Source organism: Collinsella sp. BA40, assembly GCF_008014645.1.
In the GTDB taxonomy this organism is placed as follows: domain Bacteria; phylum Actinomycetota; class Coriobacteriia; order Coriobacteriales; family Coriobacteriaceae; genus Collinsella.
The window spans coordinates 13,262-37,635 of the sequence record NZ_VOWY01000001.1 but is presented as its reverse complement, the minus strand read 5'-3'; the positions used below and the strand labels follow the sequence as shown (position 1 = coordinate 37,635).

Here is a 24,374-nt window from a genome sequence, read left to right as displayed (position 1 = left end):
AATTATTCCGTAAACGGCTGTTACCGATCCGTGAACGGCGGCTGTCAGTCCGTGGTCAGTACCTCGCACAGCAGCCGCTGCGTCCATTCCGCCTGGCGCGCGCCCCAACCTCGCTTACACGGCCTAGCGTTGTGCGTATGGCGGGGGCATTGTGCGTATGGCGGGGGCGTTGTGCGTATGGCGGGGGCGTTGTGCGTATGGCTTTGTGCTGTTCAAGACTCTCAAAGCGGCACAAAACCATACGCGCAACTTGAAAAGTGGCAACAACCATACGTAACCGCCGCGACGCCGCAGGCGGTGCCTCGCCGCGGGCCGTCGCCGCAGCCGGTGCCTCGCCACGGGCCGTCGCCGCAACCGGCTTCCCCGCAGTGATCCTACTCCGCAGCCGGCTTCTCCGCCGCAGCCTTCTTCGCAGCCGGCTTCTCCGCCGCGGCCTTCTTCGCCGCGGCCTTCTTCGCAGCCGGCTTCTTCGCGGCGGGCTTCTTCGCCGCGGCTTTCTTCGCGGCAGGCTTCTTCGCCGTAGCAGCCTTTTTCGTGGTCGACTTCGCCGCCGAAGCCTTGCCGCGGGCGGGTTTCTCCTTCTTCTCCTTACCCGGGCAGTCCATATTCACGCAGATGCGCCATGGACCGCGGGCGGTCTCGACAATCACCACGGGTGCGCCGCAGTGCTCGCAGACCTCGCCGGTTGCGGAGAGCTTGCCGCGGGCGGGCAAGGGATAGCTCACGCCGCAGTCGTCGTAGTTGGTACAGCGGATGAAGCGCTTGCCGCTCTTCTCGCTCTTATGGGCGATGAGGTCGCCATGGCGGCCCGCCTCGGCGCACACACGGCACTCGCCCACCTTGAGATCGGGCTCGTAGTTAGTGGGGCACACGGGGTTCACGCACTGCTCATACGCCTTCTGGCGGAACGGCTGGCACTTGATGCGCGGCGCACCGCAGTGCTCGCACACGGCCGCTTCGCCCTCGAGCGGGCTCACCTTCACGCCGCTCGGGACCGGATAGGTCACGTCGCAGTCGGGCCAGCCCATACAGCCGATAAAGCTGCCGCGGGTCTTGGCACTCGTCTTCATGACCAGGTCCTTGCCGCACTTGGGACAAGCGCCCACGCGGGCGTCGGCGGTGACGGCGTCAGAAATGGCCTCGCCCAGGTCGTCCTTGTGCTCGATGAGCGCATCGAGCATGCCGGCAAGCAGCGCGCGGGAATGGTCCACAACGTGCTCCTGCGTGTCGGCACCCTCGGCCACGTGCGTCATGTCGGCATCGAGCTCGGCGGTCATCTCGGGCGTGGTGATGCGCGGCGCGAACTGCGACAGCGCGTCGATGATGGCCATGCCCAGCTGGCTGGGCTCGATCGGGTCGTTCTTGAGATAACGCACCGTGTACAGGCGCTCGATGATGCTCGCGCGCGTGGACTTGGTGCCGAGGCCGCGCTTCTCCATCTCTTGGACGAGCTTGCCCTGGCTATAGCGCGCGGGCGGCTCGGTCTGCTTGGCCTCGAGCTTGATATCGTGCACGTCCACGGTGTCGCCCGCCTCGAGCGCGGGAAGCTGCTCATCGCGCTTGAGTCCGTAGGGATACGCCTCGCGGAAACCGGCATCGACCAGCACGTCGCCGCTGGCGGTGAAGGGCTCGCCGGCCACATCGATGGACAGCTTGGTGTTCTCGATGGTCGCGGGCCCCATGAGCGTTGCCAGGAAGCGGCGCGCGATGAGGTTGTAGAGCTTGAGCTGACCGCCGTCGAGCGTGGTGGGGTCGCCCTGGCCCGTAGGGTGGATGGGCGGATGGTCGGTCGTCTCCACCTTGCCGCGCGTGGGCTGCATGGGGCCTGCGAGCACCTTCTTGCACACGGGCGCCAGCGCCGGCGAGTTGGCAGCCAGCCCGTTGACGATGCCCTCCAAGTCGAGCGACTTGGGATACACCGTGTTGTCGACGCGTGGGTAGGAGATGAAACCGCTCATGTAGAGGCTCTCGGCGATGCGCATGGTGCGCGCCGGGCTGATACCCTCGGATGCGGCAGCGGCCTGCAGTGCCGTGGTGTTGAACGGAACGGGCGGCTGCTGCTTGCGCGAGCGCCGGGCGACATCGGTCACGGTGCCGGCAGTCGCCTCGGCCACGTGTCCGTATGCCGTCTCGGCCGCCTCCTTATCGGTGAAGCGCGCCGTGGCGTGCCCGATCTTGAACTCCTGCTCGGAGGCGCAGGCAAGGCCGCGAATCTGCCAGTAATCCTCGGGCACGAACGCCATGCGCTCGCGCTCGCGCTCGACCACCAGGGCGAGCGTGGGCGTCTGGACGCGACCGGCCGAACGCACGTTGCCGAAACCGCCGAACTTGGCGAGCGTGAGGTAGCGCGTGAGAACCGCGCCCCAGATGAGGTCGATGTACTGGCGGCTCTCGCCAGCGTCGGCCAGGTTCTGGTCGAGTTCGACCAGGTTGTTGAACGCCTCGGTCACCTCGCCCTTGATGAGCGCCGAATAGCGCGCACGGCTTACGGGGACGTCGGGTGCGACCTCGCGTACGCAGGAGAGCGCATCGGAACCGATAAGCTCGCCCTCGCGGTCGAAGTCCGTTGCGATCACGACGGAATCGGCCTTCTTAGCCAGGTTCTTGAGAACGCGGATGATCTCTTTCTCCGCGGGGTTCTTGATGACGGGCGCCCAGGTGAGATATGGCAGGCTCTCGACCTTCCACCCCTTGATGTTGATGCCGTTGGCCAGGAAGGGACGCCGCTTGGTGTCGTAGGGCGGGCGGGCCAGGCCGTCGGGCACCGCGGCGGGCAGCACCTCGCCGTCCTCGGTCAGCGAGTACCAACCCTCGCTCTTGTCGAAGAGGATCTCGTCGGGGAAGTCCGGCGCCAGGATATGGCCGGCCAGGCCCATGGAGACCCACTCCTCGCCATCCACGTCGAAACGGTAGACCGGGGTGTTGTACACCTTGTCGTTCTTGGGCTTACCGGTGGCCAGCAGCTGCGCAATCTTCTGCGCGGCGATATTCTTCTCTGCAATGACGAGCTTCAACGTCGCTCCTTCGCTACACGTACAGGTAATGTCAGAAGTATAGCGACTTGCGCGGCGATGGCGAATCATGCACGATTTCTGCGCGGACGGGCAGATCCAAGCCTCTATGGAAGATCGAGCCGGCGCCGGGCGCGGCGGGCGACGCTGCTCCAAGCCGCTCGGCCCTCGCGCCGAATGCGCGCGCCCGTCTATGCGCGCGCGGCCTCCACCTGCCCCGCCAGCCACGCGCACCAGGCATCCATGCCGTCTCCGCGCGTCGCGCTCACGCAAAACCTCGGCGCGCAAGGATTGAGCCCGTCGAGCGCGGCGCCGTAGCAGTCCATGTTGAAATCGAACGCGGGCGCCACGTCCATCTTGTTGAGCAGAAGCGCGCCGGCGTGCTGAAAGATACCCGGGTACTTCAAGGGCTTGTCATCGCCCTCGGGCACCGAGAGGAGCATCACGGAGAGGTTCTCGCCCAGGTCGAAATCGACGGGGCACACCAGGTTGCCCACGTTCTCGATGAAGACCACATCCAGGGCGTCGAGGCCCACGGCCTCGTCGAGCGCGTCGGCGGCCTGGCCGATCATGGCCGCTTCGAGGTGGCACAGCCCGCCCGTGTTGATCTGGATGGCCGGCATACCAGCCGCCTTGACGGCCAGGGCATCCACATCCGAGGCGATATCGCCCTCGATGACCGCACAGCGAAACCGCTCGCGCAAGCGCTCGTGCGTTGCCAGGATCATCGAGGTCTTGCCCGAACCGGGGCTGGAAAGCACGTTGACCACGAACGTCCGCGACGCGCGGAACCGTGCACGCAGCTCGGCTGCCATGCGCTCGTTGCGCGAGAGCACGGGCTGTGCGATATCGATGGTTCGAGCCGCCATGCGCGCCTACCTTCCAACCTCGTTGCGACGGACGCGCGCCAGTCGACATGCCGCGCACCGAGACCCGAACCGCGCGCATGCGGGCGCGTCAATCGGGGCTGTCAATCTCCACGCTGATGATATCGAGCTCGCGGCCGCGCAGCGTTAACGTTTGTCCACTGCCGCATATCGGGCAGCGGCAGCGCAGGCGGTCGTGATCGAACTCCGCGCCGCAGCGGATGCAGGCGCTGCGAGGGGACACGTGCTCGATGCGCAGCTCGGCGCCGCGCGTAAGCTCGTGCTCATCGCGCAAAGACCGCCACGCGAAATCAAGCGCCTCGGGCACGAGCTCGCGCATATCGCCGATGCGCAGCGAAACGGCGACGACGCGCGAAGCCTGGGCCTCGCGCGCCGTACGCAGCACAACATCTATGATTCCCGACACAACACCTAGCTCATGCACGGTTGCGCCTACTCCTCGTCCTCGTCATCGAACAGGCTGAGACGGCCCTCCTTGAGGCCGGCCTTGCCGTCGCGCTTCATGATCACGAAGCGCGTCACGAACAGGGCGAGCTCGTATAGGCCGATCATGGCCGCATACATATAGCCCATGGTGACCGGGGAGGCGTCGGGCGTGACGACGCCCGCGACCACGAGCAGACCGACGTATACATAGCGCCAGGCCTCACGGAACTTCACATACGGAACGATATGGAACACCGCAAGGTAGAACACGATAAGCGGAAGCTCGAATGCCACACCGAAGCCGATCATGAGCAGGATCTCGGTGTTGATGTAGTCCACCAGATCGGGCAGGGCCGCGCCGATGGCCTCGGTCTCTCCGATGAGGAAGCCGAAGGCCGGCCTCAAGATCACGAAATAGCAGAACAGCATGCCCAGGAAGAACAGGGCGGTGGCGCTGAGGATGGTGGGGACGACCCAGCGGCGCTCGTTGGGCTTAAGCGCCGGCAGGAAGAACGCAAGGACCTGCCAGATGATCATGGGGCAGCACATGACAAGCGCGAGCTTGAACGCAATGGAGAAGCGGACGCTGAAGCCGCCGAGGGCCGTCATGACATAGAACTTGTCGGCGAACTCGCGGATGGGGTCTTGCAGGATATCGATCACGACGGGCGTGGCGAAGTACATCACGAAAGATGCGACGAGCACCGAAACGACCACGATGGTGAGACGGCGGCGCAGTTCGCCGAGATGGTCGAACAGCGGCATGCGGGCGGGTCCGATGGGCATTAGTTCTCACTCCCCTCTTCGACGGCGACGGACGCGGCGTCGGCGTCGGCGTCAGACGCGGCCTCGACGGCGCGGCGCTTGCGCGGGCGGCGCGCATAGAGGTCCTCAGTCGTGCGGATCTGCTCGGCCTCGGGTGCGGGCTCCTCCTCGGGTTCGGGCTCGACCGCGGGGACGCTGTCGGCGGCCGGCTCGGAAGCGGCAGCGCCGGGCTCGCCGCCCTCCTGCTCCTTCTGGGCCTTCTCGGCAGCCAGGCGGGCACGACGCTCGGCAAAGGTCTCTTTGCGGCGCGGCGCGGCCTCGGCCCCATCGGCCAGGTCGGCATCGAGGTCGTCATCGGATGCCTGGGCCTCGGCGGTCGACTTCTTAGGCCTGACGGGCGCAGCCGCAGCGGCCGCCATGGGATCGATGACCTCGGACTGAACGACCGAGGTCATCTTCTCCTGCGTCTCGCGGAACTGACGTAGGGCGCGACCAAGCGTACGGCCCATCTGCGGCAGCTTGTCGGGACCGAAGAGCAGGAAGCCGAAGATCACGATGATCATCAGCTCGGTGGAACTGATTCCAAACACGATGCCTCCAAGAGTTCTTCATGCAAGGGAGCCGCAGTTGCGCGCTGCGGCCCCCAAGTAGTCAACTGTACGAGTATACCCCGCGCGACGCGATGCGGGCGCGAACATGCGCGGGCTTTACGCAGCGCTGATACCGATCTCTTGATCGAGGCCCAGCAGCTGGGCCACGCGCAGCACGTTGGGCTGGGCGTTAACGGCCTCGAAGCCCTTGCCGCCGTCGTGCGCATGATGGGCCGCACCCACCAGCACGCCGATGCCGGTCGAGTCTATATAGGACACCTCGGCGAAATCGAGCACGATCTTCTCGGTGGGCTGGGCCAGCGCGTAATCGATGGCCTCGCGCAGCTTATCGGCACACGAGATATCGATTTCACCGGCAACGCTCAGAAGATAGCGCTCGGGCGAGGGATTGGTTTCGATGACCAGTTCCATGTCTTACTCCTTTATCTTGCAGAACATCAATGAATCGGACGCTTCGCTAGCGCTCGGAGGAACCCGCGGGAGCACCGTCCAGGGCATCGAGCCGCTGCTGGGCATACGCCCGGGCGTTATAGGTGTTCTGGGCATCCGCCTCGATAGCGCGCCCATACGCCGTGCGAGCGTCCTCGACGCGGCCGTCGGCCTCGTAGAACATGCCGAGGTTGGCCCAAGCGGGTCCAAAATCCGCGTCTGCGGCAACGAACGCCTCCAGCGTATCGACAGCCTTGGCGCGGTCCCCCGCATAGAAGATGCTCACCGCCCGGTCCACCTCGGCGGACTTGGAGCCGGGGTGCTCGGCGAGGTACCGGTCGTAATAACCGATGGCCTCGTTGAATAAGTCGGTCACGTGCTGCTCGTCCTCGGCCCCCTGCGTGTGCGTCATCGCCGTCGCACCCCAGTCGAAGTAGCCGTTCGCCAGATTGAGCAGCGTAGAGGGGTCGGCCGGGTTGGCATCGTACTTGGCGCGCAGCTGCTGGGCCGCCGCCCCGTAACTCGCGTCGACGTCCGCCATGGTGTGGCCGTCAGCCTGCCCTTCCTGCTGGACGCCGGCATGCCGCTGCGCGGAGCCGGCCGGAGCATCGCCCTTGGGCGCTGCGGGAACGCCGCCGAACAGCACGACGGCGGCGATGGAGATCACGGCGATGAGCAAGACGACCACGACCGCCGAGCGGACGCGGCGGCTCTGGTCATTCGAAAAAGCCATGCCGCCCCCTACGATTCGGACGAGGCGTCATCGGCGAGCGAGGCGCTCCCGTCCTCGTTGATGGCGAGCTGGGGATGGCCATCGGGCAGCGTAGCCGAGGAGGCATCGCCGGCGCCCGCCTGAGCTTGGGACATCTGGGCGCTCTCGCTCTCGAGCTTCGAGATGGTCGCCGTCGTTCCCACCAGGTAGCCGATCACCACGCCGAGCACCAGCGAGATGGCGGCGATGGCCAGAACCATCCAGAACGGCGGCGCATCGCGGCGCGCGGAGGGCTCGCGCTCTGGCGCTTCGGCGTCCGCCGGCGCGGCGGCGTCCTCCACGATGACGGTATCCTCGGAAGCCGCTGCGACCTGAGCCTCCATGAGCTCTTGCTCGTCGTCGAAAAACTCGTCGTTCATACACTGCCTCCGTATGTCCGCAACGTTCATATGCGTTGTATTGTAGCCGCATCGACCGGACGGTCGTGAAGAATGCACGCGATTTGCATGCACGGAACGCTCGGGCCGCCTAGCGGACCGCGGTGTACACCGCCACGATGCCGCCCGTGAGGTTCTCATACGCTACCTGCGAGAAGCCGGCTTCGCGCAGCTCGCCCGCAACGACCTCCTGCGGGGGGAACGCCTGGATGGAATCGCGCAGGTATTCGAAACCCGACCGATCCCCCGTAACCAGACCGCCGACGAAGGGGATCATGTGCGCTAGGTAGAACCGGTACAGCGCCCGCCACAGCGCATTCGGCGGCGTGCCGAACTCGAGCACGACGTAGCGCCCGCCCGGAGCGAGCACGCGCGCCGCCTCCGCCATGGCACGGCGACGCTGGGAGAAATTCCTCAGGCCGTACGCGCAGGTGACCACCGTGAACGAACCGTCAGCATACGGCAGCTGGTGCGCATCCACCACGTTGAGCGCGCACGCGACCCCGCGGCCGGCACCCGACGCGATGCGCTCCCCCGCCACGTCGAGCATCTCGGGCGTAAAGTCCGTCAGCTCGATCGACGCGGGCGGGCAGGCATCGCACAGCGCGAAGGCGACGTCGCCCGTACCGCCCGCCACATCGAGCACGCGGTCGTCGCCCGTGCAAGCAGCGGCTTGAGCGACGCGACGCAGCCAGCTCCGGTAGATACCGAAGCTAGACAGCGCGTTGAACACATCGTATTTGCGAGCGATCTGCGAAAAGATACCCTTCACGCGCTCGGCATGCGCATCGGCCATGCTAGGCGCGCGCCTCCGCGGCGAGCTCGGAGGATACGAGCTTGACAGCCAGCACGAGCACGTCGAGCGCCGCCTCGAGCTCCTCGACCGCGGGATAGCTGGGCGCGATGCGAATGTTCGTATCGAGCGGATCGTCGCCCGGCCATGTGGCGCCCGCAGGCGTGAGCTTGACGCCCATCTCGGCGCACAGGGCCGCCACGCGCTTCGCAGAGCCCGCGGGGCCGTCGAAGGAAACGAAGTACCCGCCGCGCGGATGCGTCCAGGTGGCGCAACCCGTCTCGCCCAGGCCCTCGGACAGCTTGCGCTCGACCGCCTCGAAGCGGGGGCGCAGGAAATCGGCATGCTTCTTCATGTGCGCGCGGACGGCGTCGAGGTTGGGCAGGAAGCGCGCGTGGCGCAGCTGGTTCATCTTATCGGCGCTGATGAGGCCCATCTTGAGCGACGAGGCGACCTCGGCGATGACGGCGGGCGACGCGCCCACGAAGGCCACGCCGGCGCCCGGGAAGGTGATCTTGGAGGTGGAGACGAAGGCCACGACGCGGTCCTCGAACTCGGTGCCGGCGGTATAGTCGAAGATATTGGCCAGGTCGTCGGTCTCGTCGTACAGGTCGTGCACGCAGTAGGCGTTGTCCCAGAAGATGCGGAAATCGGCCGCGGCCGTCTTCATGGTGGCCAGGCGGCGCACCGTCTGCTCGGAATAGGTCTCGCCGGTGGGGTTGGAGTACTTGGGAACGCACCACATGCCCTTGATGCTGTCGTCCGCGGCGACCATGGCCTCGACGACATCCATGTCGGGGCCCTCCCCCGTCATGGGAACGGGGACGTTCTCGATACCGAGGTCCGCCGAGATGCCGAAATGGCGGTCGTAGCCGGGGACCGGGCAGAGGAACTTCACGGTCTTGCCGTCGTGGTTGGCGGCATACGAGCCCCAGGGCTCGCCGCCCAGGGTACCGCAACGCCAGAACTGGCCGCACACGTCGTGCTCGATCAGAAGGCTGGAGGAACCCAGCACGAGCGTCTGCTCGGCGGGAACGCCCAGCATCTCGCTTGCAAGCGAGCGCGCCGAGGGAATGCCTTCGAAGCAGCCGTAGTTGGAGCAGTCGACCGCACCGTCGTGCAGATCGGAAGCGGAATCGATCAGGTCGAGCATGGGGCGCGAGATATCGACCTGCTGCGGAGAGGGCTTGCCGCGCGCCATATCGAGCGCGAGCCCGCGCGCTTTCACGGCATCTACCTGGGATCGAAGCGTGGAGATTGCAGCATCGAGCTCGGCTGCGTCCATCTGCTGATACATCGTCTGCATGGGGAAACCTTCCTTTGGCGATACCTACCCACTCATGCTCAAGTAGTATAGCTATTCTGATGAACGACCCATGCTCCGCGCCGTTCAACTTGGAGGAATCATGCAGATGGGAATGTTTCAAGCCGAGGAGTTCGGCGACCTGCAACGTCTGGTAGACGGCATCTTCTCGGACGGACGCGCCACGGTCGACCGGCTCGACATGGTCGTGCAGGCCGAGATCTTGGATCTGGTGCCCGACCTCATGGAGATCGTCGAGCTGCTCCCGCCGGGCACCTACGATCGCCAGCGCCTGTGCGACCAGATCAACTCCGCCCTCGCCGCGCACGGCTGGGGCGCGACATACGGCACCGTCGAGTAAGGCGCGATGCCAGCGGGCCGTGCACGCGGGGCGCCCGCATGCACGGCCCGCTGGCATGAAAAAGCGGACGGAGAGCCCCGATGGGCTTTCCGTCCGCTTGTGGTTACAGCCTCAAGCTACGAAGCAGCTCGAAACCGCATGGGCGCATCGATGGGCAACGCCCGCTGCTAGCAGACGCGGTCGCGATTGTTGCGACGGGTACGGCGAACGCCGACCGCGACGGCCCCGGCGCCGGCGCTCGCCAGCGATGCGAGCGCGAGCATGCTCGCGGGGTCGCCGGTCTGAGCCAGGTGGCCCGGGGTACCGGGCTTCTGAGAGGGCTTCTGGGCAGGCGTCTCGGGCTTGAGCTCCGGCTTGACGGCGGGCGCCGTCACCGTGATGGTGGCCGCGGTCGAATCGGCAACCAAGCCGCTCGCGTTGGTCACGCGGCAGAAATAGGTCTTGTCGCCGACGGTGGCGGTATCGACGGGCATGGCGGCGGCCTTCACGCCGGTGGAGACGAAGGTCTCGCCGTCCTTCACGAACCACTCGTAGGCCAGGGCGCCCTCGCCGTGGGCGTTCTTGGCGGCAACGATCAGGTCGGCAGCCTGGGCGCCCTGCTCATAGGTGGCGCTGGCGGGCTGCTGGGTGATCTGCGGAGCCACAACGGCATCGGCGTACAGCACGGGAGTGGCAAGGTCGGTGCCCTCGGCGTTCATGTCGGAAGCTGCGAAGGGCTTGGAGAAGTCGCCGGCGGTAATGTAGGCGCGCATCTCATCGAGCAGCTTGTCGCACTTGAGGTAGGTCTGCTCGACGACGGCCATCTGGGCCTTGTTGGCAAGAGCGGTGCGGCCCTCGGCGGGCGTGCTCTTCATGACGGCGTCGACGACGTCCTGCTGGGCGATGATCTGGGCCTGCAGGGCATCGAGGTAGGCACGGGTGCCCGCAGCCATGCTATCGCGATGGTTGTACGCAAGGGTGTTGATATCCATCAGCACGAAGGGCAGGGAGTTCTCGGGCTCTTCCTTCATAGCCCACTCGACGTTGTCCTTCTGGCCAGGACCCTGATGGGTCTCGTCGCAGTTGAGGTCGCTGAAGTACGGGCTCACCTCGGTGAGGAGGGCGGAGTACAGCGGCACGAAGACGGAGAACTCGGCGCGGGACAGCGCCTCCCACTGGACGGTGGCGATGTCGGCGGTCAGGCCGTCGCGGATCTGGAACATGTGGCTCTCGACCGTGCGGTTGTTGCCGATGGCGCCGAACGCAGCATCCTTGTTGGCGTCGACATCGGTGCCCTCGCCGCGCGCGGCAAGCGAGCGCAGGATCTCGTTCGTGGTCCAGCCGCCGCGACCGGGCGTGAAGAACTGGGTGGGCTCGGTAAGGTTGGTCACACCCTTGCCGGGCACCACGGTGTAGCGATCGGCGGCAAGCGGAGCCTCGAAGTAATGACGACCCTGGACATAGCGGGTGGTGGTGCCGCTGCTGTGGTCCACATCGGAGACGCCGTAGGTGGAGGCGATATCGGGGGTGCCGTCCTCAAACGTCTTGAGCAGGCCGGCCTCCTCGGGCACGGAGATAAGGCCCTTGGAGTGCAGGCAGGTCTTGGTGTCGTCCAGGTCGACCTTGAAGCGTAGGTTGCCCATGTTGGGATTCACGGAAACCTGGTCCTCGGGCATGATGTAGGCGACCCACTGGTGGCCGGAAAGCGCGCAGAACAGCCAGGTCTCGTTGGTATCGGAGATGGTGATCTGGTCGCGGCCGCTGGCACCCTGCTCGTCGATCAGACGGCCGAGCAGCTCCACGCCCTCGCGCGCCGTCTTGGACTCGCCCAGGATCACGCCGGCGTAGGTGTACTCGCCGATACCCGTCTTGGTGCTGGGGTCGACCGCCTTGATGTCGGCGTTGTAGTTGGTGGTCAGCGTAGCGGAGCAGGAGACGCCGTGCTCGTTGATGCCGGCCTCCGAATACGCGTCGTGGCGGTCGTTCCAGTCGCTAGGATGGTCGCGCACGTAGGTGTAGCGATACGACGTCTTGTCGCTCGTCCAGTCGAAGTCGGACTCGTCAGACGTATAGTGCGTGTTCTTCTGGGGCTCCTGGATACCGAAGATCTTCACATGGCGCGATGCATAGTCCTCGGAGCGGCCGACGTAGCGGTCGCCGTTGGCGGTGTACTGACCGGGCACCCACACCTGCGTGCACGCAAGGGCGCTCAGGGGCGCAGCGCCGATCAGCGCGGCTCCGACCATGAGGCCGCACGCGAACTTCTTAAAGCGAAGCGCGCCGCCTCCGTGAGGTGAATTGATCTTGAGCATATCGCTCTCCTTCCTTGGCCGATTGCTCGCGGCAAGGCGCCGCACACGAACCAGGCAATCGACCGCATGTTTCATAGTAGCCCCGACGATGAATAAACTGGTATGGCCGATAGAAGCCGCTCGCGTGCGGGCAGTTTTCATCGGCCAGTGGTCCGCCCTATGTGAACCAGCACTTTAGCAGAATAGATAGCTGCTCATTTACGCGTATATGTGTATTTACCATTTGTTCATATCAATGGTTTATGCATTTTTTTGCCGTCAGATTGCATAAAAAAGCGCGGAACCATGGTCCCGCGCCCCTCTTGAGGCCCTTTCCTAGTCGGTCGACGCCGCCCGGCCGCACACGCGCCTCATGTACACCATGCCTATAGCCGCAGCCGTCAGCGACCCCAGCAGAATAGCCGCCTTCGCCGCCAAGACCTCCGCGGGCTCGACGGGAAACGCAAGGCCGGCGATGAGGATCGACATCGTGAATCCGATGCCCCCCAGCAAGCCCACGCCGACGATATGCCCCCACGAAACCCCGCGCGGCAGGTCGCAGATGCCCGAGCGCACCATGAGCGCCGTCATGCCGATGATCCCCAGCGGCTTGCCCAGCACCATGCCGAAATAGGTGCCCATGGCAACCGGATCGAGCGCCAGGGCCAGCGGGTCGACCCCGACCAAACGCACCTGGGCGTTCACGAACGCGAAGACGGGCAGGATGATGAAGTTCACCGGCGTCGCGATCATGCGCTCGAGGCGCACCAGCGGAGGCGCCACGCGATGCATCACCCGCTCCGCGCCCAGGGTCGCCTCGGTGAACTCGGGCTGGGCCAGAATATGCGCGTCCTCATCGTAGCGCTCGACCATATCGGGCATGTAATCGTCCATCCAGTCGTTGAGGTTGCCCAGCCTGATCCCCGAGCGCGCGGGCACGGCAAACGCCACGATCACGCCCGCGAGCGTCGCGTGAATGCCCGACTTGAAAAGGCAGACCCAAAGAACCAAGCCCAGCAGCAGATACGGAGGAAGCAGGAAGTGCTGCGTCTTGTTGAGCCAGAACAGGGCAGCCGTGACCAGGGCGGCGCACGCCAGCCAGAAGAGGTCGGGCGTACTGCCGTAGAAGATGGCGATAGCCGCGATAGACACCAGGTCGTCGGCGATGGCGAGCGTCGAGAAGAACACGCGCACCCCGGCGGGCACGCGATCGCCCAGCAACGACAGCACGCCCAACGCGAACGCGATGTCGGTTGCCATGGGGATGGCCCAGCCGTGCATCGCCCCGCCCTTGTTGAAGACCGCGTAGATGCAGGCGGGAGCGACCACGCCGCCGATGGCGGCCAACATGGGCAGCAGCGCCTGACGGGGCCGGCGCAGCTCCCCCACGGTCATCTCGTACTTCAGCTCGATACCCACATGCAAGAAGAAGATCGCCATAAGGAAATCGTTCACGAACACCTCGAGCGACAGCACCACCTCGTGCGTGCCCAAACCGACGTGCACGGGTTCCATCAAGACATGATGGATCGCCTCGGCGGCGTCGCTATTCGCGCAGACCACCGCCGCCACGGCGGCAAGCACCATCACCGCGGCGGCGATGGTCCCGTTTTCCGAAATGCGCTCCCACATGTCGTGCAGACGAATGCGGCGGCGCTGTGCTTCCGTAAAGAGCTTCTCGCGAGCGTCCATGGCCCTCCTCGCTCCCCGGCGCCCGCACTCCATGCGCCGCCCGGGATGCCTGGCATACAGGGCGCGCACCCGCGCACCCACCGGTACTTGCAATCCATCCTACCCAGCGGCGTCATTAATGGGACATATGTCCAATATCGGTTCCATAGCGATTACAAAACTGCAGGAAATCGGTCGCGACGCGGGCGCGCATCTTGTCTACAACTCGCCCATAAAACGTCCATTAACTGGCAAAACCCTGCAGAACGGCCCGTCTTTTGGGTAGTATGGAAGCATCGATACCGTGCGCATAGCTTCACCCATATCTCGGCACCCCTGCCTTTGCAGAGGTGCCGACTTCTGAGTAAAGACCCCATGCGCCACCTGTTCCCTTCGAACGGACGGGGTGCGCCCCTCCGAGACAGGAGACCCGCGATATGGTCTTGAACCTCGTACTCGTCTTTCTCGGCATCGCCATGCTGGTCCTGGGCGGCGACAAGCTCGTCGAGGGCGCCACGCACATCGGCAAGCGCTTCGGCATGTCCGACCGCGTGGCGGGCCTTACCATCTGCGCCGTAGGCACCTCCATGCCCGAGGTCTTCGTAAGCGTGACCTCCACCATCGGCGGAAACTCCGGCATGGCCGTGGGCAACATCATGGGCAGCGATATGGCGAACCTCCTGCTCATCCTGGGCGTATCGGCCATCATCGTGCCCTTGAACCTGGCCCACCGCACCACCCGCGTCGAGGTTCCCATGAGCATCGGCGCCGTGCTTGTGTTCGCGCTCTTCGCCAACACCGGCAACTCGATCAACGCCGTCGAGGGCGGCATCCTGGTGCTGCTGTTCCTCCTCTTCATCGCCAACAGCGTCATCGCGGGCATGCGCGAGGTCGAAGACGACGAGAAGGCCGGCGTGAAGGCGGCCGAGGAGCCCGATGACGGCCACTCCCTCGTCCGGGACTTCGTGTTCATCGTGATCGCCATCGCCCTGCTCAAGTTCGGCGCCGACTTTGTGGTCGACAACGCCGTCGCCATCGCCAGCGCGCTCGGTGTGAGCCAGGTCCTCATCAGCCTCACCATCGTGTCCGTCGGCACCGCCCTGCCCGAGCTGGTCACCAGCTCCGTGGCCGCCTTCAAGGGCAACGCCGATACCGCCGTGGGCAACGTCATGGGCTCCGTCATCACCAACCTGCTGCTCGTTGCCGGCGCGCCGGCGCTCTTCGCGCCCGTCGCGTTCAACCCGGTCCACAACCTCGACCTCGCACTCATCGCGATCTTCGCCGTGTGCATGGTGGTGTTCACCTTCGTGGGCCGCACGCGCACCTTCTCGCGCCGCTGCGGTCTCATCTTCGTGATGTTCTACATCATCTACCTCGCCTCCGCGATTCTGCGCTAGGCTGCGAACCGCGCGCGTATACAAGGACCACGCACACGAAAACGCCCCCGCACCTCCTTGGGAGATGCGGGGGCGTTGCCATAGAGCGGGTACGAGCGGATAATCCGCTTGGCGCTAGTTTGCAGCCAGGATAGGAGCGGCGACCTGCTTCTTGCGGGAGAGCACGCCGGGCATCCACACGCCCTCGGCCACGTCCTCGATCTCGAGGCCCTTCTGAGCGGCCGCGGTGTCGCCCTCGAGCAGCACCTGGGAGCCCTCCTCCATGATGTCGGTGAGGCACAGCACGATGCCGTCGGCGGCCTTATCGGCAGCATAGGCGCGCATGGCCTCGCGGATCTCGGGGATCATGCCGAGCGCGCGGGACTTATCGACCGTCTCGTACTGGCCGATGAGGAGCTTCTTGCCGGCAACCTCGAACATCTTGATGTCGTTGCCGACCATCTGCTCGGCGGTGAAGGAGCCGGACGGACGGGTGAGGAAGACCTCCATGCCGAACTTGACCGGGTCGACGCCGAGCTGCTCGCCGAGCTTGGCGGCGATAGCAGCATCCACGGCGGTGGCGGTGGGGCTCTTGAGCATGAGGGTGTCGGTCATCATGGCAGAGAGCAGCAGCTTGGCCTGGGTATCCGTGGGCTCGACGCCCATGACCTCGAACAGCTTGGCCACGATGGAGCAGGAGGAGCCCCAGGGCAGCGCCACGATGTGCAACGGGGCGGCGGTGGTGAAATCGCCGAAACGGTGATGGTCGACGACGCCGAAGATGGTGGCGTTCTCAAGGCCCGCGACGGACTGGCCGGGCTCGTTGTGGTCGGTGAGGATGACGAGCTGGGCCTCGTCGCCGTCGGCCGCGGGCTCGATGGCATCGATCAGCGTCGGGGCGGGAACGCCGGCGTCCTCAAGCAGCTTGGCGGACTCGGCCGGCAGCGGACCCAGGCAGCACGCGGTGTAGGTGTTGCCGGCAAACTCGACCTGGTTCAGCAGCTGGGACAGGACGACGGTGGACATGATGGCGTCGTTATCGGGGTTCTGGTGGCCAAAAACAAGAACGTTGCTCATGGGCTCCCTTTCGTTCGAACAGATGGGACTCGGATACTCACTATCCTAGCACGTTGCCTTGGCACCCACGGGGCGCACGGACGGTTCGGAGATACGGCTCCATATGCCCGCGGCGCGGGGCGCCGACCGTGGGCGCGAAAGCGCGGGCCCGGCGCGGCTAGACGTTCGAGCGCTCGCGCCGCCAATGGGCCTCGACCACGTCGGCCACGGCGCCCGCGTCGTTGATATCGACGACCGGCTGATCCAGGCGCACGCGATTCGCCAGCGCGTCGTTGCACGCAAGCGCCAGCGTGCCCTCGCCCACCAGGTCGAGCGAGCTTTGACCGCGCAGGCGGTCGACGCCGGAGCGCGCCACCACCACGTTGGCGAGGCCAGCCGCCTTATAGCCTTCCACGATCACGATATCAACGTCGACGAAGCGGTCCAACAGCACATCGAGCGGCAGCTCGTTGTCGGTATCGGCGTACTCGGCATAGCGGTTCGCGCAGATAAGGCCCACATGGCGGCTGCCCGCCTGGGCGTGGCGCCAGGAGTCCTTACCAGGCACGTCGATGTCGAAGCCGTGATGCCCGTGGTGCTTGATGGAGCCCACGCGCATGCCGCGCGCCGAGAGCTCGGCGATGACCTTCTCGACCAGCGTGGTCTTTCCGGAGTTCTGGTAGCCGATGAACGCGACCACGGGAGCCGGAGCGAGCGCGGGCGGGGCGGATTCGCCGTCAACCGCCGCGAACACGCACGAAAGCGAGCCGCCGTCCACGCGGGAGCGCACGTCATCCTCCGGGGCCTCGGGCACGCGCGCCCAGGTGCCGGAACGGCCTCCCTCCTTAAGCAGCAAGCGCGTATCGACGATCTCCATGCCGCGATCGACCGCCTTGCACATGTCGTAGATGGTGAGCGCCGCCACGCTCGCGGCGGTAAGGGCCTCCATCTCGATGCCCGTCACCCCGGTGACGCCGCAGGTGGCGAGCACGTGGAAGCCCGCGCGGCCGTCTGCTCGCGCACCGGGGCCCTGGGCGGGGATGGGCTCGATCTCGACCTTGCTCTTGGTGATGTTGAGCGGGTGGCACATGGGGATGAGGTCGCTCGCGCGCTTGGATGCCATGATGCCGGCCACGCGCGCGCAGGCGAGCACGTCGCCCTTCTTCGCGCGGTCCTCGAGCACCATCGCCTGCGTCTCGGGGTGCATAAGGATGCTCGCTTCGGCCACGGCCGTGCGCTGCGTCGCCTCCTTCTGGGATACATCGACCATGCGCACGTCGCCTCGTTCGTCTACGTGCGTGAGTTCATCGCGATACGCGTCGCGGGATGCAGCGTCTGCCATAGCGGGCTCCTTGTGCTCGAAGCGAATGTCGCCCCATTGTAGCGCGGACGCAGGCGCCGGCGCTGCAAGGGATGCCGGCGGCATCGCGCTCGCCCCCGGCAGCGCGGCGCACGGGGCGCCGCGCCGAGCGAGCTAGCCGCCGATCTGGGACATGAAGCGCTCGGTGCCCTTGATAACCTCGTGTTCGCGGGGCTTATGCGACACGGCGTCGCGCCAGATGCGCGCGACCGCGTCGTCATCGCCGGCGCGCAGGGCATCGAACACCCGGTATTCGGCGTCGGAGAACAGGCAGGGACGAATGGCGCCATCGGCCGTCAGGCGCATGCGGTTGCAGCTCGCGCAGAAATGATTCGACATGGCCGAGATGAACCCCACGGTTCCAGCCGCATCGGGAAAGCGCCAGTAGCGCGCCGGACCCGCGCCCGCGGGCGCGCCGCCCTCGGCAGCCGCCTCGAGCGGCCCCATGCCCGCCGCCGCGGCCTCGGCGTCGATGCGCTCGCGCAGCTCGCGCGAGGGCACGGTGTCGCTCGCATCCCACGCCTCGGGACGCAGCTCGCCCGCCGGCCCCTCGCCGGCATCCGCAGCCCGAAAGCCGCGCTCCTCGTCGCTGCCGATGGGCATGTACTCGATGAAGCGCACGTGGACGGGCCGTTCGAGCGAGAGGCGGGCCATGCCGAATACATCTTGCTGCAGGCGGCGTACGACCACGCAGTTCACCTTCACCGGATGAAAGCCATGCGACAACGCCGCATCGATACCAGCGAGCGCCTGCTCAACGCGGCCCAGGCGCGTGATAGCGCCAAACTGCACCGGATCGAGCGTATCGAGCGAGATGTTCACGCGGTCGAGGCCGGCGTCTTTGAGCGCGCCCGCCATGCGCGGCAGCAGCGCCCCGTTGGTGGTGAGCGAAATATCCTCGATACCGGGAATCTCGCGCAGCTCGCGTATAAGGGGCACGATGCGATGGCTCACCAGCGGCTCGCCGCCCGTCAGGCGGACGCTCGCGATTCCCTCGCGCGCAGCGATCCGCACGAAGCGCGCGATCTCTTCGGCGCTCAGCATCTCCTCGTGAGAACGAGGAGGCACGCCCTCGGCCGGCATGCAGTACACGCACCGGAAATTGCACTTATCCGTTACCGCGATACGCAGGTACGAGATGCCGCGTCCGCAACCGTCGACACCGGCCCCGCGCGGGCCCGCTTCGGATGCGCCGGGCGCGCCCGCACGAGACGATACGCTAGGCGCCATATGCGTCTCGGTGCTCCGCGCGACCTGCGCGCATGCCGCGCATCACCGCATCGCGCAGCTCGGGGATGCGCGTCTTGTCCATAGGGGGCACGCCGTCGAGCTTATAGGGGATACCGAGCTTCTCGTACTTCACGATACCCATGGTGTGGTAGGGCAGCAGCTCCAAGCCGACCACGTTGCGCCACGGCGCGATCAGACGGCCCAGCTTCTCGCACTCCTCCACCGTATCGGTGATGCCGGGCACGATGACATGGCGAATAACCGTCTTGATGCCCCGTCGGGCGATCTCGTTGCCGAACGCGATGATGCGCTGCGGGTCGCAGCCCGTAAGCTCCCGATGGCCCGCCGGGTCGGCGTGCTTGATATCGAGCAGCACCATGTCGGTTGCCGCGAGCGCCGCGTCGAAGCGCTCGGGATGGCGCTCATCGTAAGCGTAGCCGCAGCTATCGAGGCACGTATGGATGCGCCCGCGCGGAGCGGCGTGCGCCGCCTCAAACAGGTCGGCCAGAAAATCGGGCTGCAACAGCGGCTCTCCGCCCGTCACGGTGATACCGCCCGACTTGTAGAACTGACGGTTGCTCTCGAATTCCACCAGCAGCTTCTCGACCGAGACCATGCTGCCGGCATTGACCGCCCAGGTATCGGGATTGTGGCAGTACGCGCAGCGCATGGGGCATCCCTGCGTGAACACCACGAAGCGGATACCCGGTCCATCGACCGTGCCCATCGTTTCCACCGAATGGATTCGTCCCAACGTATAGGAGGATGTTGCCGCGCAGGCATCTCCCTCGAACAGCTTTTGCGCCATCGTCGCCCCTCTTTCTCTTTCGTTCCTGCCGTCCATTCTAGTCCACCCGTCGCGCCTGCAATGTGCTTGTTTTATCGCATGTACGCGGGCATGCGGCGCCTTGCGCATGTCGTATCATCGATAAGCTGCAATTTGAAGGGGGACCCTATGGCGTACGACCTGCTCTCACGTCTGCGATCCTTTATACGTGCCGAAGCGGTCTTGATGATCGCCGCCGTCGCCGCGCTCGCGTCCTGCGCCATCTATCCGCTCACCCCCGCCACCGCGCCAACTTACGCAGGCTATATTGACCTGCGAACGATCGCCCTGCTCTTCTGCCTCATGACCGTCGTCGCCGGCTTCGGACGCGCCGGCGCGCTCGATCGCGTGCGCACGTGGCTCATGGGCCGCACGGCTTCGGCCCGACGGCTCGCCCTCCTGCTTATCAACGTCGTATTCGCCACGTCGATGCTCGTTACCAACGACGTCGCGCTCATCACCTTCGTGCCCCTGGCGCTTGCGCTCTTCATGGATGCGAGCCCGCGAACCGTCATCGCGGTTGTCGTCTCCCTCACGGTGGCCGCCAACCTTGGTTCGCTGTGCACGCCCATCGGCAATCCGCAAAACATCTACCTTGTTTCGGCCTATCAGATGGACATGGCAGCGTTTTTCCGCACCGTAGCTCCCTTGGGAATCGCCAGCTATATCTGCTGCATAGCGCTGGTTGCGCTCGTTCCGGACGAACGGCTGCAGGAAACCGCATCCACGCACGAAACGACCTGCAACGCGCGCCTGCTGTCCCTCTACGGCCTGCTCTTCGGCATATGCATCGCCTGCGTGGCGCGCCTGATTCGCTGGGAACCCTGCTGCATCGCGGTCGTGGCCGCCTGCCTCGCCTTCGACCGCAGGGTCTTCAGCAACGTGGACTACAGCCTGCTGGCGACATTCGTCTGCTTCTTCATCTTCGTAGGGAACCTTGGCCAGGCCCCCGCGGTCGCGCAGCTTCTCTCGTCCGCGATCGCGGGCAGGGAGATCTTGGTGTCCGCGCTCGCCAGCCAGGTCATAAGCAACGTGCCCGCCGCGATCATGCTATCCGGATTTACCGACAACGCCCAGGCGCTGCTGGTCGGCACCAATATCGGCGGGCTCGGCACCCCCGTGGCAAGCCTGGCCAGCCTGATCTCGCTACGCATCTACGCCGCCATGCCGCATGCCCAAACCAAGCGCTATCTACTCTGGTTCGCTATCGTCAACGTATCCTTGCTCGCCGTCTTGCTTGGGTGCAGCCTCGTCGTCGCACCCTACGTGCTCTAAGCAAGCGCTCGATGCGCGCAGCGCATTCCCACCCACAAGAAAGGGCGCCCGATTGCTCGGACGCCCTTCATACACGGTATTTCCTTGCGTATCGCAAGGAACGCATGCGGAACGTATCTCTTACATACCCTCGTGGAAGGTACGGGAGATGACCTCGTCCTGCTGCTCCTTGGTGAGGTTGTGGAAGTTCACCGCATAGCCGGACACGCGGATGGTGAGCTGCGGGTACTTCTCGGGATGAGCCTGGGCATCGAGCAGGGTGTCACGGTTGAACACGTTGACGTTGAGGTGGTGGCCACCCTTCTCGGCATACGCGTCGATCATGCCAACCAGGTTATCTGCCTGAGTCTGGGGGACGTCCGAAACCTTCATTCTTTGCCTCCTTTAATGCCCGCTGAGGGGCTGTTACCAAAGTCGCTATCGAGATTATATCCCGATATGAAGTCATTGCCACTGAGACGGCAACATTTTCTTAGGACTACGCAAGCTTCATACGAAACGAGGGGCGAAGGCGGTCGTACGGCCGCCCGCGCCCTCGTAGAACGAGCCTTACTGGCAGTCGCACGCGCCCTCGGGAGCCGAGGAATCGGTGCAGTCGCAGCACGGAACGACGTTCTCGATCTCGATGTCGCCCGAAAGATCGAGGTCGCCGAAGAACACCTGGTCCTCCTTGCCGAGCGCGCCCGGGATGATGGAGAAGGTGTTGGAGATGCCGTCCTGGGCATCTCGGAACGGAAGCTTGGAGACGGAGGACAGCGAGGCGATGGCGCCGTGCGTGTCGCGCTCGTGCATGGGGTTAGCGCCCGGGGCGAAGGGCACGCCGGCCTTGCGGCCGTCGGGGGTGGCACCGGTCTTCTTGCCGTACACGACGTTGGAGGTAATGGTGAGAACCGAGGTCGTGGGCACGGAGTTGCGGTACGTGTCGTTCATGCGGATGTACTCCATGAACTGGTGTACCACGTCGTGGGCGAGGACGTCGACGCGGTCGTCGTCGTTGCCGTACTTGGGGAAGTCGCCCTCGATCTCGAAGTCGACGATAACGCCCTGCTCGTCGCGGATCGGATGGACCTTCGCGTACTTGATGGCGGACAGGGAGTCGGCCACGACGGAGAGGCCGGCGATGCCGGTGGCGAACCAGCGGTGCACGTGCTTGTCGTGCAGAGCCATCTGGATGCGCTCGTAGCAGTACTTGTCATGCATGTAGTGGATGATGTTGAGCGAGTTGACATACACGCCGGCAAGCCACTGCATCATGTCCTTGTACTTGGCCATCACGTCGTCGAAGTCCAGGGTGTCGCCCTCGACCGCGCGGAACTTCGGGCCGACCTGCTTCTTGGAGACCTCGTCCACGCCGCCGTTGAGCGCGTAGAGGAGGCACTTGGCCAGGTTGGCGCGGGCGCCGAAGAACTGCATCTCCTTGCCCACGCGCATGGAGGACACGCAGCAGGCGATGGCGTAGTCGTCACCGTGGTACACGCGCATGACGTCGTCGTTCTCGTACTGGATGGACGAGGAGGCGATGGAGGCCTTGGCGCAGAACTCCTTGAAGGCCGTGGGCAGCTTGGTGGACCACAGAACGGTGAGGTTGGGCTCCGGGCTGGTACCCATGGTCTCGAGCGTGTGCAGGTAGCGGAAGCTCATCTTGGTGACCAGGGTGCGGCCGTCGACGCCCATGCCGCCGATGGACTCGGTGACCCACTGCGGGTCGCCGGAGAAGAGGTTCTGGTACTCGGGGGTACGGGCGAACTTGACCATGCGGAGCTTCATGATGAAGTGGTCGACGAACTCCTGGATCTGCTCCTCGGTGAAGGTGCCGTTCTTAAGGTCGCGCTCGGCGTAGATGTCGATGAACGTCGAGGTGCGGCCGATGGACATGGCGGCGCCGTTCTGCTCCTTGACGGCCGCGAGGTAGGCGAAGTACATCCACTGGATGGCCTCCTGCGTGTTCTTGGCCGGCTTGGAGATGTCGAAACCGTAGAAATCGGCCATCATCTTGAGCTCGCCGAGGGCGCGGATCTGCTCCTGCAGCTCCTCGCGATCGCGGATGTTCTCCTCGGTCATGACCTGCGGCGTAGAGGCCTTCTGGGCCTCCTTGTCCTTGATCAGGAAGTCGACGCCGTACAGGGCGACGCGGCGGTAGTCGCCGATGATGCGGCCGCGGCCGTAGCCGTCGGGCAGACCGGTGATGATGTGGGCCGAGCGGCAGGCGCGCATCTCGGGGGTGTACACATCGAAGACGCCGGCGTTGTGCGTCTTGCGGTTGAAGGTGTAGTTCTCGACGACCGAGGGGTCGATCTCGTAGCCATGCTGGGCCGCGGCCTGCATGGAGATGCGGATACCGCCGTTGACGTGCAGAGCGCGCTTGAGCGGCTTATCGGTCTGGAGACCGACGATGGTCTCGCGCTCGGGGTGAGCGGCATCGATGTAGCCCGCGGGGTGGCTCACGATGCCGGTGACGGTCTTGGTGTCCATGTCGAGGACGCCACCCTGCTCGCGCTCCTTGAGCAGCAGAGCCATGACGTCGTCCCAGAGCTTCGTGGTGCGCTCGGTGGGACCGACGAGGAACGATTCATCGCCCTCGTAGGGGGTGTAGTTCTTCTGGATAAAGTCGCGTACGTCGACCTCGTTCAGCCAATTGCCGCCCTCGAAGCCTTCCCATGCCTCCTGCATTATTGTGACCACTCTCCTAGAGTCTACGGTGCGCGTTGGGAGCTCGCGCACGGATATATTGGATCCCGGAGAATGATGGAAAACGACCCCGTTTGTGCATACTTCCCACCAGCCACCTGCAAGTGGCCGTTCATCCGTGCATACTGCCCGCTGGGTGGAAAGGATTTCACGTTCACGCGGCATTTAGGACCATTCGCCGAGAAATCACCCATGCTCGTAAGAATACCATAGCAAGCCCCCTGGCGGCGCCCCATCGCCTACAAATTTAGCCGCGCGCCACGCTGGATATCTCACAGGATATATTGGTTTATCTGGCAAAATGGACGAATCTGTGGAGCAAGAACGCACCTGTCGCCACGCATATTGCCATCTACCTGCATTCATTTGTCCCAGGGTCTTTCGCGGACGGCCCGGCGCGGGGTCCTTACGAAAGCGTGAAGCTTTTTCGCTTCCCGCATGAAGGTCGATTATCCGGGCCGCCGCGTGGTACATACATCATGCGCACACCGACCGCCCGCGCGCATTCAGATCGCGGGCAACGCTGAAATGGAGCTGATACCATGCGCCGCACCACGCACGAGAAGAAGCCGGGCCGTACGCCCTTCTCCTCCGCGCATCATGCCAACGAACTCACCGCCCTCGCCGCCCCCGCCGCGATCGCGCCGGCGCGTGCGGTCAAGCACGCCCCCGCCCGCATCACCTTGGCAAAAAGCGACGCCGGCGCCACGCGCGCCAACCTCAAGAACGCCTACGAAGCGTTCAAACGCGCGTCGCAAAAGCCCGGGTCCGACGCCATGGCGTCTCCGAGCCCTTCGGAGCAGTGGCCCTATCGACCCTACGCCGCGTTCGTCTAACGCATCTCAAGCAGAAACACGGCGCGCCCGCAGCGCGCGTCCGCCAAACCA

22 protein-coding genes are annotated in these 24,374 nt (G+C 65.1%); 4 read left to right on the top strand and 18 right to left on the bottom strand.

All coding sequences use genetic code 11. The features are described from left to right. Positions 1-374: 374 nt before the first annotated feature. The 10 genes from E4J93_RS00145 to E4J93_RS00100 all read right to left on the bottom strand — a co-directional run bounded on the left by E4J93_RS00145 (position 375) and on the right by E4J93_RS00100 (position 9,377). Positions 375-3,014, bottom strand: a complete 2,640-nt coding sequence (locus tag E4J93_RS00145; RefSeq protein WP_147587468.1) for a DNA topoisomerase I — start codon at positions 3,012-3,014, stop codon at positions 375-377. A 188-nt stretch (positions 3,015-3,202) separates the two neighbouring features. Continuing rightward, a complete protein-coding gene (gene hypB / locus E4J93_RS00140; RefSeq protein WP_147587467.1) occupies positions 3,203-3,880 on the bottom strand; it encodes a hydrogenase nickel incorporation protein HypB in 678 nt (225 codons plus the stop codon). A gap of 88 nt (positions 3,881-3,968) precedes the next feature. Further along, positions 3,969-4,322 carry a hydrogenase maturation nickel metallochaperone HypA gene (locus tag E4J93_RS00135; protein WP_147587466.1) on the bottom strand — a complete coding sequence of 118 codons (354 nt, stop codon included), beginning with the start codon at positions 4,320-4,322 and terminating at the stop codon, positions 3,969-3,971. A gap of 8 nt (positions 4,323-4,330) precedes the next feature. Continuing rightward, entirely contained in the window at positions 4,331-5,110 is a 780-nt protein-coding gene (gene tatC / locus E4J93_RS00130) for a twin-arginine translocase subunit TatC (protein WP_147587465.1), read from the bottom strand. After that, entirely contained in the window at positions 5,110-5,679 is a 570-nt protein-coding gene (locus E4J93_RS00125; protein ID WP_147587464.1) for a twin-arginine translocase TatA/TatE family subunit, read from the bottom strand. Before E4J93_RS00125 ends, tatC begins: the two co-directional genes overlap by 1 nt. A gap of 117 nt (positions 5,680-5,796) precedes the next feature. Then, the gene (locus E4J93_RS00120) at positions 5,797-6,111 is read right to left on the bottom strand and encodes an STAS domain-containing protein (protein ID WP_147587463.1); all 315 of its coding nucleotides are present in this window, start codon (positions 6,109-6,111) and stop codon (positions 5,797-5,799) included. A 46-nt stretch (positions 6,112-6,157) separates the two neighbouring features. Then, positions 6,158-6,862, bottom strand: a complete 705-nt coding sequence (locus tag E4J93_RS00115) for a tetratricopeptide repeat protein (RefSeq protein ID WP_147587462.1) — start codon at positions 6,860-6,862, stop codon at positions 6,158-6,160. Positions 6,863-6,870: 8 nt separating this feature from the next. Then, positions 6,871-7,260 (bottom strand): hypothetical protein, encoded by a 390-nt coding sequence (locus E4J93_RS00110; protein WP_147587461.1) that lies wholly within the window; start codon positions 7,258-7,260, stop codon positions 6,871-6,873. A 109-nt stretch (positions 7,261-7,369) separates the two neighbouring features. Next, positions 7,370-8,074 carry a ubiquinone/menaquinone biosynthesis methyltransferase gene (locus E4J93_RS00105; RefSeq protein WP_147587460.1) on the bottom strand — a complete coding sequence of 235 codons (705 nt, stop codon included), beginning with the start codon at positions 8,072-8,074 and terminating at the stop codon, positions 7,370-7,372. Position 8,075: 1 nt separating this feature from the next. After that, positions 8,076-9,377 carry an aminotransferase class I/II-fold pyridoxal phosphate-dependent enzyme gene (locus E4J93_RS00100; protein ID WP_147587459.1) on the bottom strand — a complete coding sequence of 434 codons (1,302 nt, stop codon included), beginning with the start codon at positions 9,375-9,377 and terminating at the stop codon, positions 8,076-8,078. Positions 9,378-9,477: 100 nt separating this feature from the next. Between E4J93_RS00100 and E4J93_RS00095 the strand changes: the two genes are divergently transcribed. Then, positions 9,478-9,735 (top strand): hypothetical protein, encoded by a 258-nt coding sequence (locus E4J93_RS00095; RefSeq protein ID WP_147587458.1) that lies wholly within the window; start codon positions 9,478-9,480, stop codon positions 9,733-9,735. A gap of 167 nt (positions 9,736-9,902) precedes the next feature. Here the strand turns inward: E4J93_RS00095 and E4J93_RS00090 are convergent, their stop codons facing one another. Beyond that, positions 9,903-12,026, bottom strand: a complete 2,124-nt coding sequence (locus tag E4J93_RS00090) for a dipeptidase (protein WP_255431829.1) — start codon at positions 12,024-12,026, stop codon at positions 9,903-9,905. A 315-nt stretch (positions 12,027-12,341) separates the two neighbouring features. After that, a complete protein-coding gene (nhaA, locus tag E4J93_RS00085) occupies positions 12,342-13,697 on the bottom strand; it encodes a Na+/H+ antiporter NhaA (RefSeq protein WP_147587457.1) in 1,356 nt (451 codons plus the stop codon). Between the two features lie 416 nt (positions 13,698-14,113). Here nhaA and E4J93_RS00080 point away from each other — a divergent pair, with 416 nt between their 5' ends. Beyond that, a complete protein-coding gene (locus E4J93_RS00080) occupies positions 14,114-15,073 on the top strand; it encodes a calcium/sodium antiporter (protein WP_147587456.1) in 960 nt (319 codons plus the stop codon). Between the two features lie 114 nt (positions 15,074-15,187). On the opposite strand, the gene E4J93_RS00075 is transcribed toward E4J93_RS00080, so the two are convergent. From E4J93_RS00075 to pflA, 4 genes are all read right to left on the bottom strand, one after another. Further along, a complete protein-coding gene (locus E4J93_RS00075) occupies positions 15,188-16,129 on the bottom strand; it encodes a DHHA2 domain-containing protein (RefSeq protein WP_147587455.1) in 942 nt (313 codons plus the stop codon). Between the two features lie 157 nt (positions 16,130-16,286). Beyond that, a complete protein-coding gene (moaC, locus tag E4J93_RS00070; RefSeq protein ID WP_147587454.1) occupies positions 16,287-17,450 on the bottom strand; it encodes a cyclic pyranopterin monophosphate synthase MoaC in 1,164 nt (387 codons plus the stop codon). A 132-nt stretch (positions 17,451-17,582) separates the two neighbouring features. Further along, the gene (locus E4J93_RS00065) at positions 17,583-18,698 is read right to left on the bottom strand and encodes a GTP 3',8-cyclase MoaA (protein WP_147587453.1); all 1,116 of its coding nucleotides are present in this window, start codon (positions 18,696-18,698) and stop codon (positions 17,583-17,585) included. After that, a complete protein-coding gene (gene pflA / locus E4J93_RS00060) occupies positions 18,688-19,506 on the bottom strand; it encodes a pyruvate formate-lyase-activating protein (protein ID WP_147587452.1) in 819 nt (272 codons plus the stop codon). The genes E4J93_RS00065 and pflA overlap by 11 nt, the downstream gene beginning before the upstream one ends. A gap of 147 nt (positions 19,507-19,653) precedes the next feature. Between pflA and E4J93_RS00055 the strand changes: the two genes are divergently transcribed. After that, positions 19,654-20,799, top strand: a complete 1,146-nt coding sequence (locus E4J93_RS00055; RefSeq protein WP_147587451.1) for an SLC13 family permease — start codon at positions 19,654-19,656, stop codon at positions 20,797-20,799. Positions 20,800-20,919: 120 nt separating this feature from the next. Here the strand turns inward: E4J93_RS00055 and grcA3 are convergent, their stop codons facing one another. Together grcA3 and pflB are read right to left on the bottom strand one after the other, a co-directional pair. Then, positions 20,920-21,171, bottom strand: coding sequence for an autonomous glycyl radical cofactor GrcA3 (gene grcA3 / locus E4J93_RS00050; protein ID WP_009140865.1), 252 nt, complete (start codon positions 21,169-21,171; stop codon positions 20,920-20,922). A gap of 177 nt (positions 21,172-21,348) precedes the next feature. Further along, a complete protein-coding gene (gene pflB / locus E4J93_RS00045; protein WP_147587450.1) occupies positions 21,349-23,469 on the bottom strand; it encodes a formate C-acetyltransferase in 2,121 nt (706 codons plus the stop codon). A 560-nt stretch (positions 23,470-24,029) separates the two neighbouring features. Between pflB and E4J93_RS00040 the strand changes: the two genes are divergently transcribed. After that, positions 24,030-24,323, top strand: a complete 294-nt coding sequence (locus E4J93_RS00040) for a hypothetical protein (protein ID WP_147587449.1) — start codon at positions 24,030-24,032, stop codon at positions 24,321-24,323. The last annotated feature ends 51 nt before the right edge of the window (positions 24,324-24,374 follow it).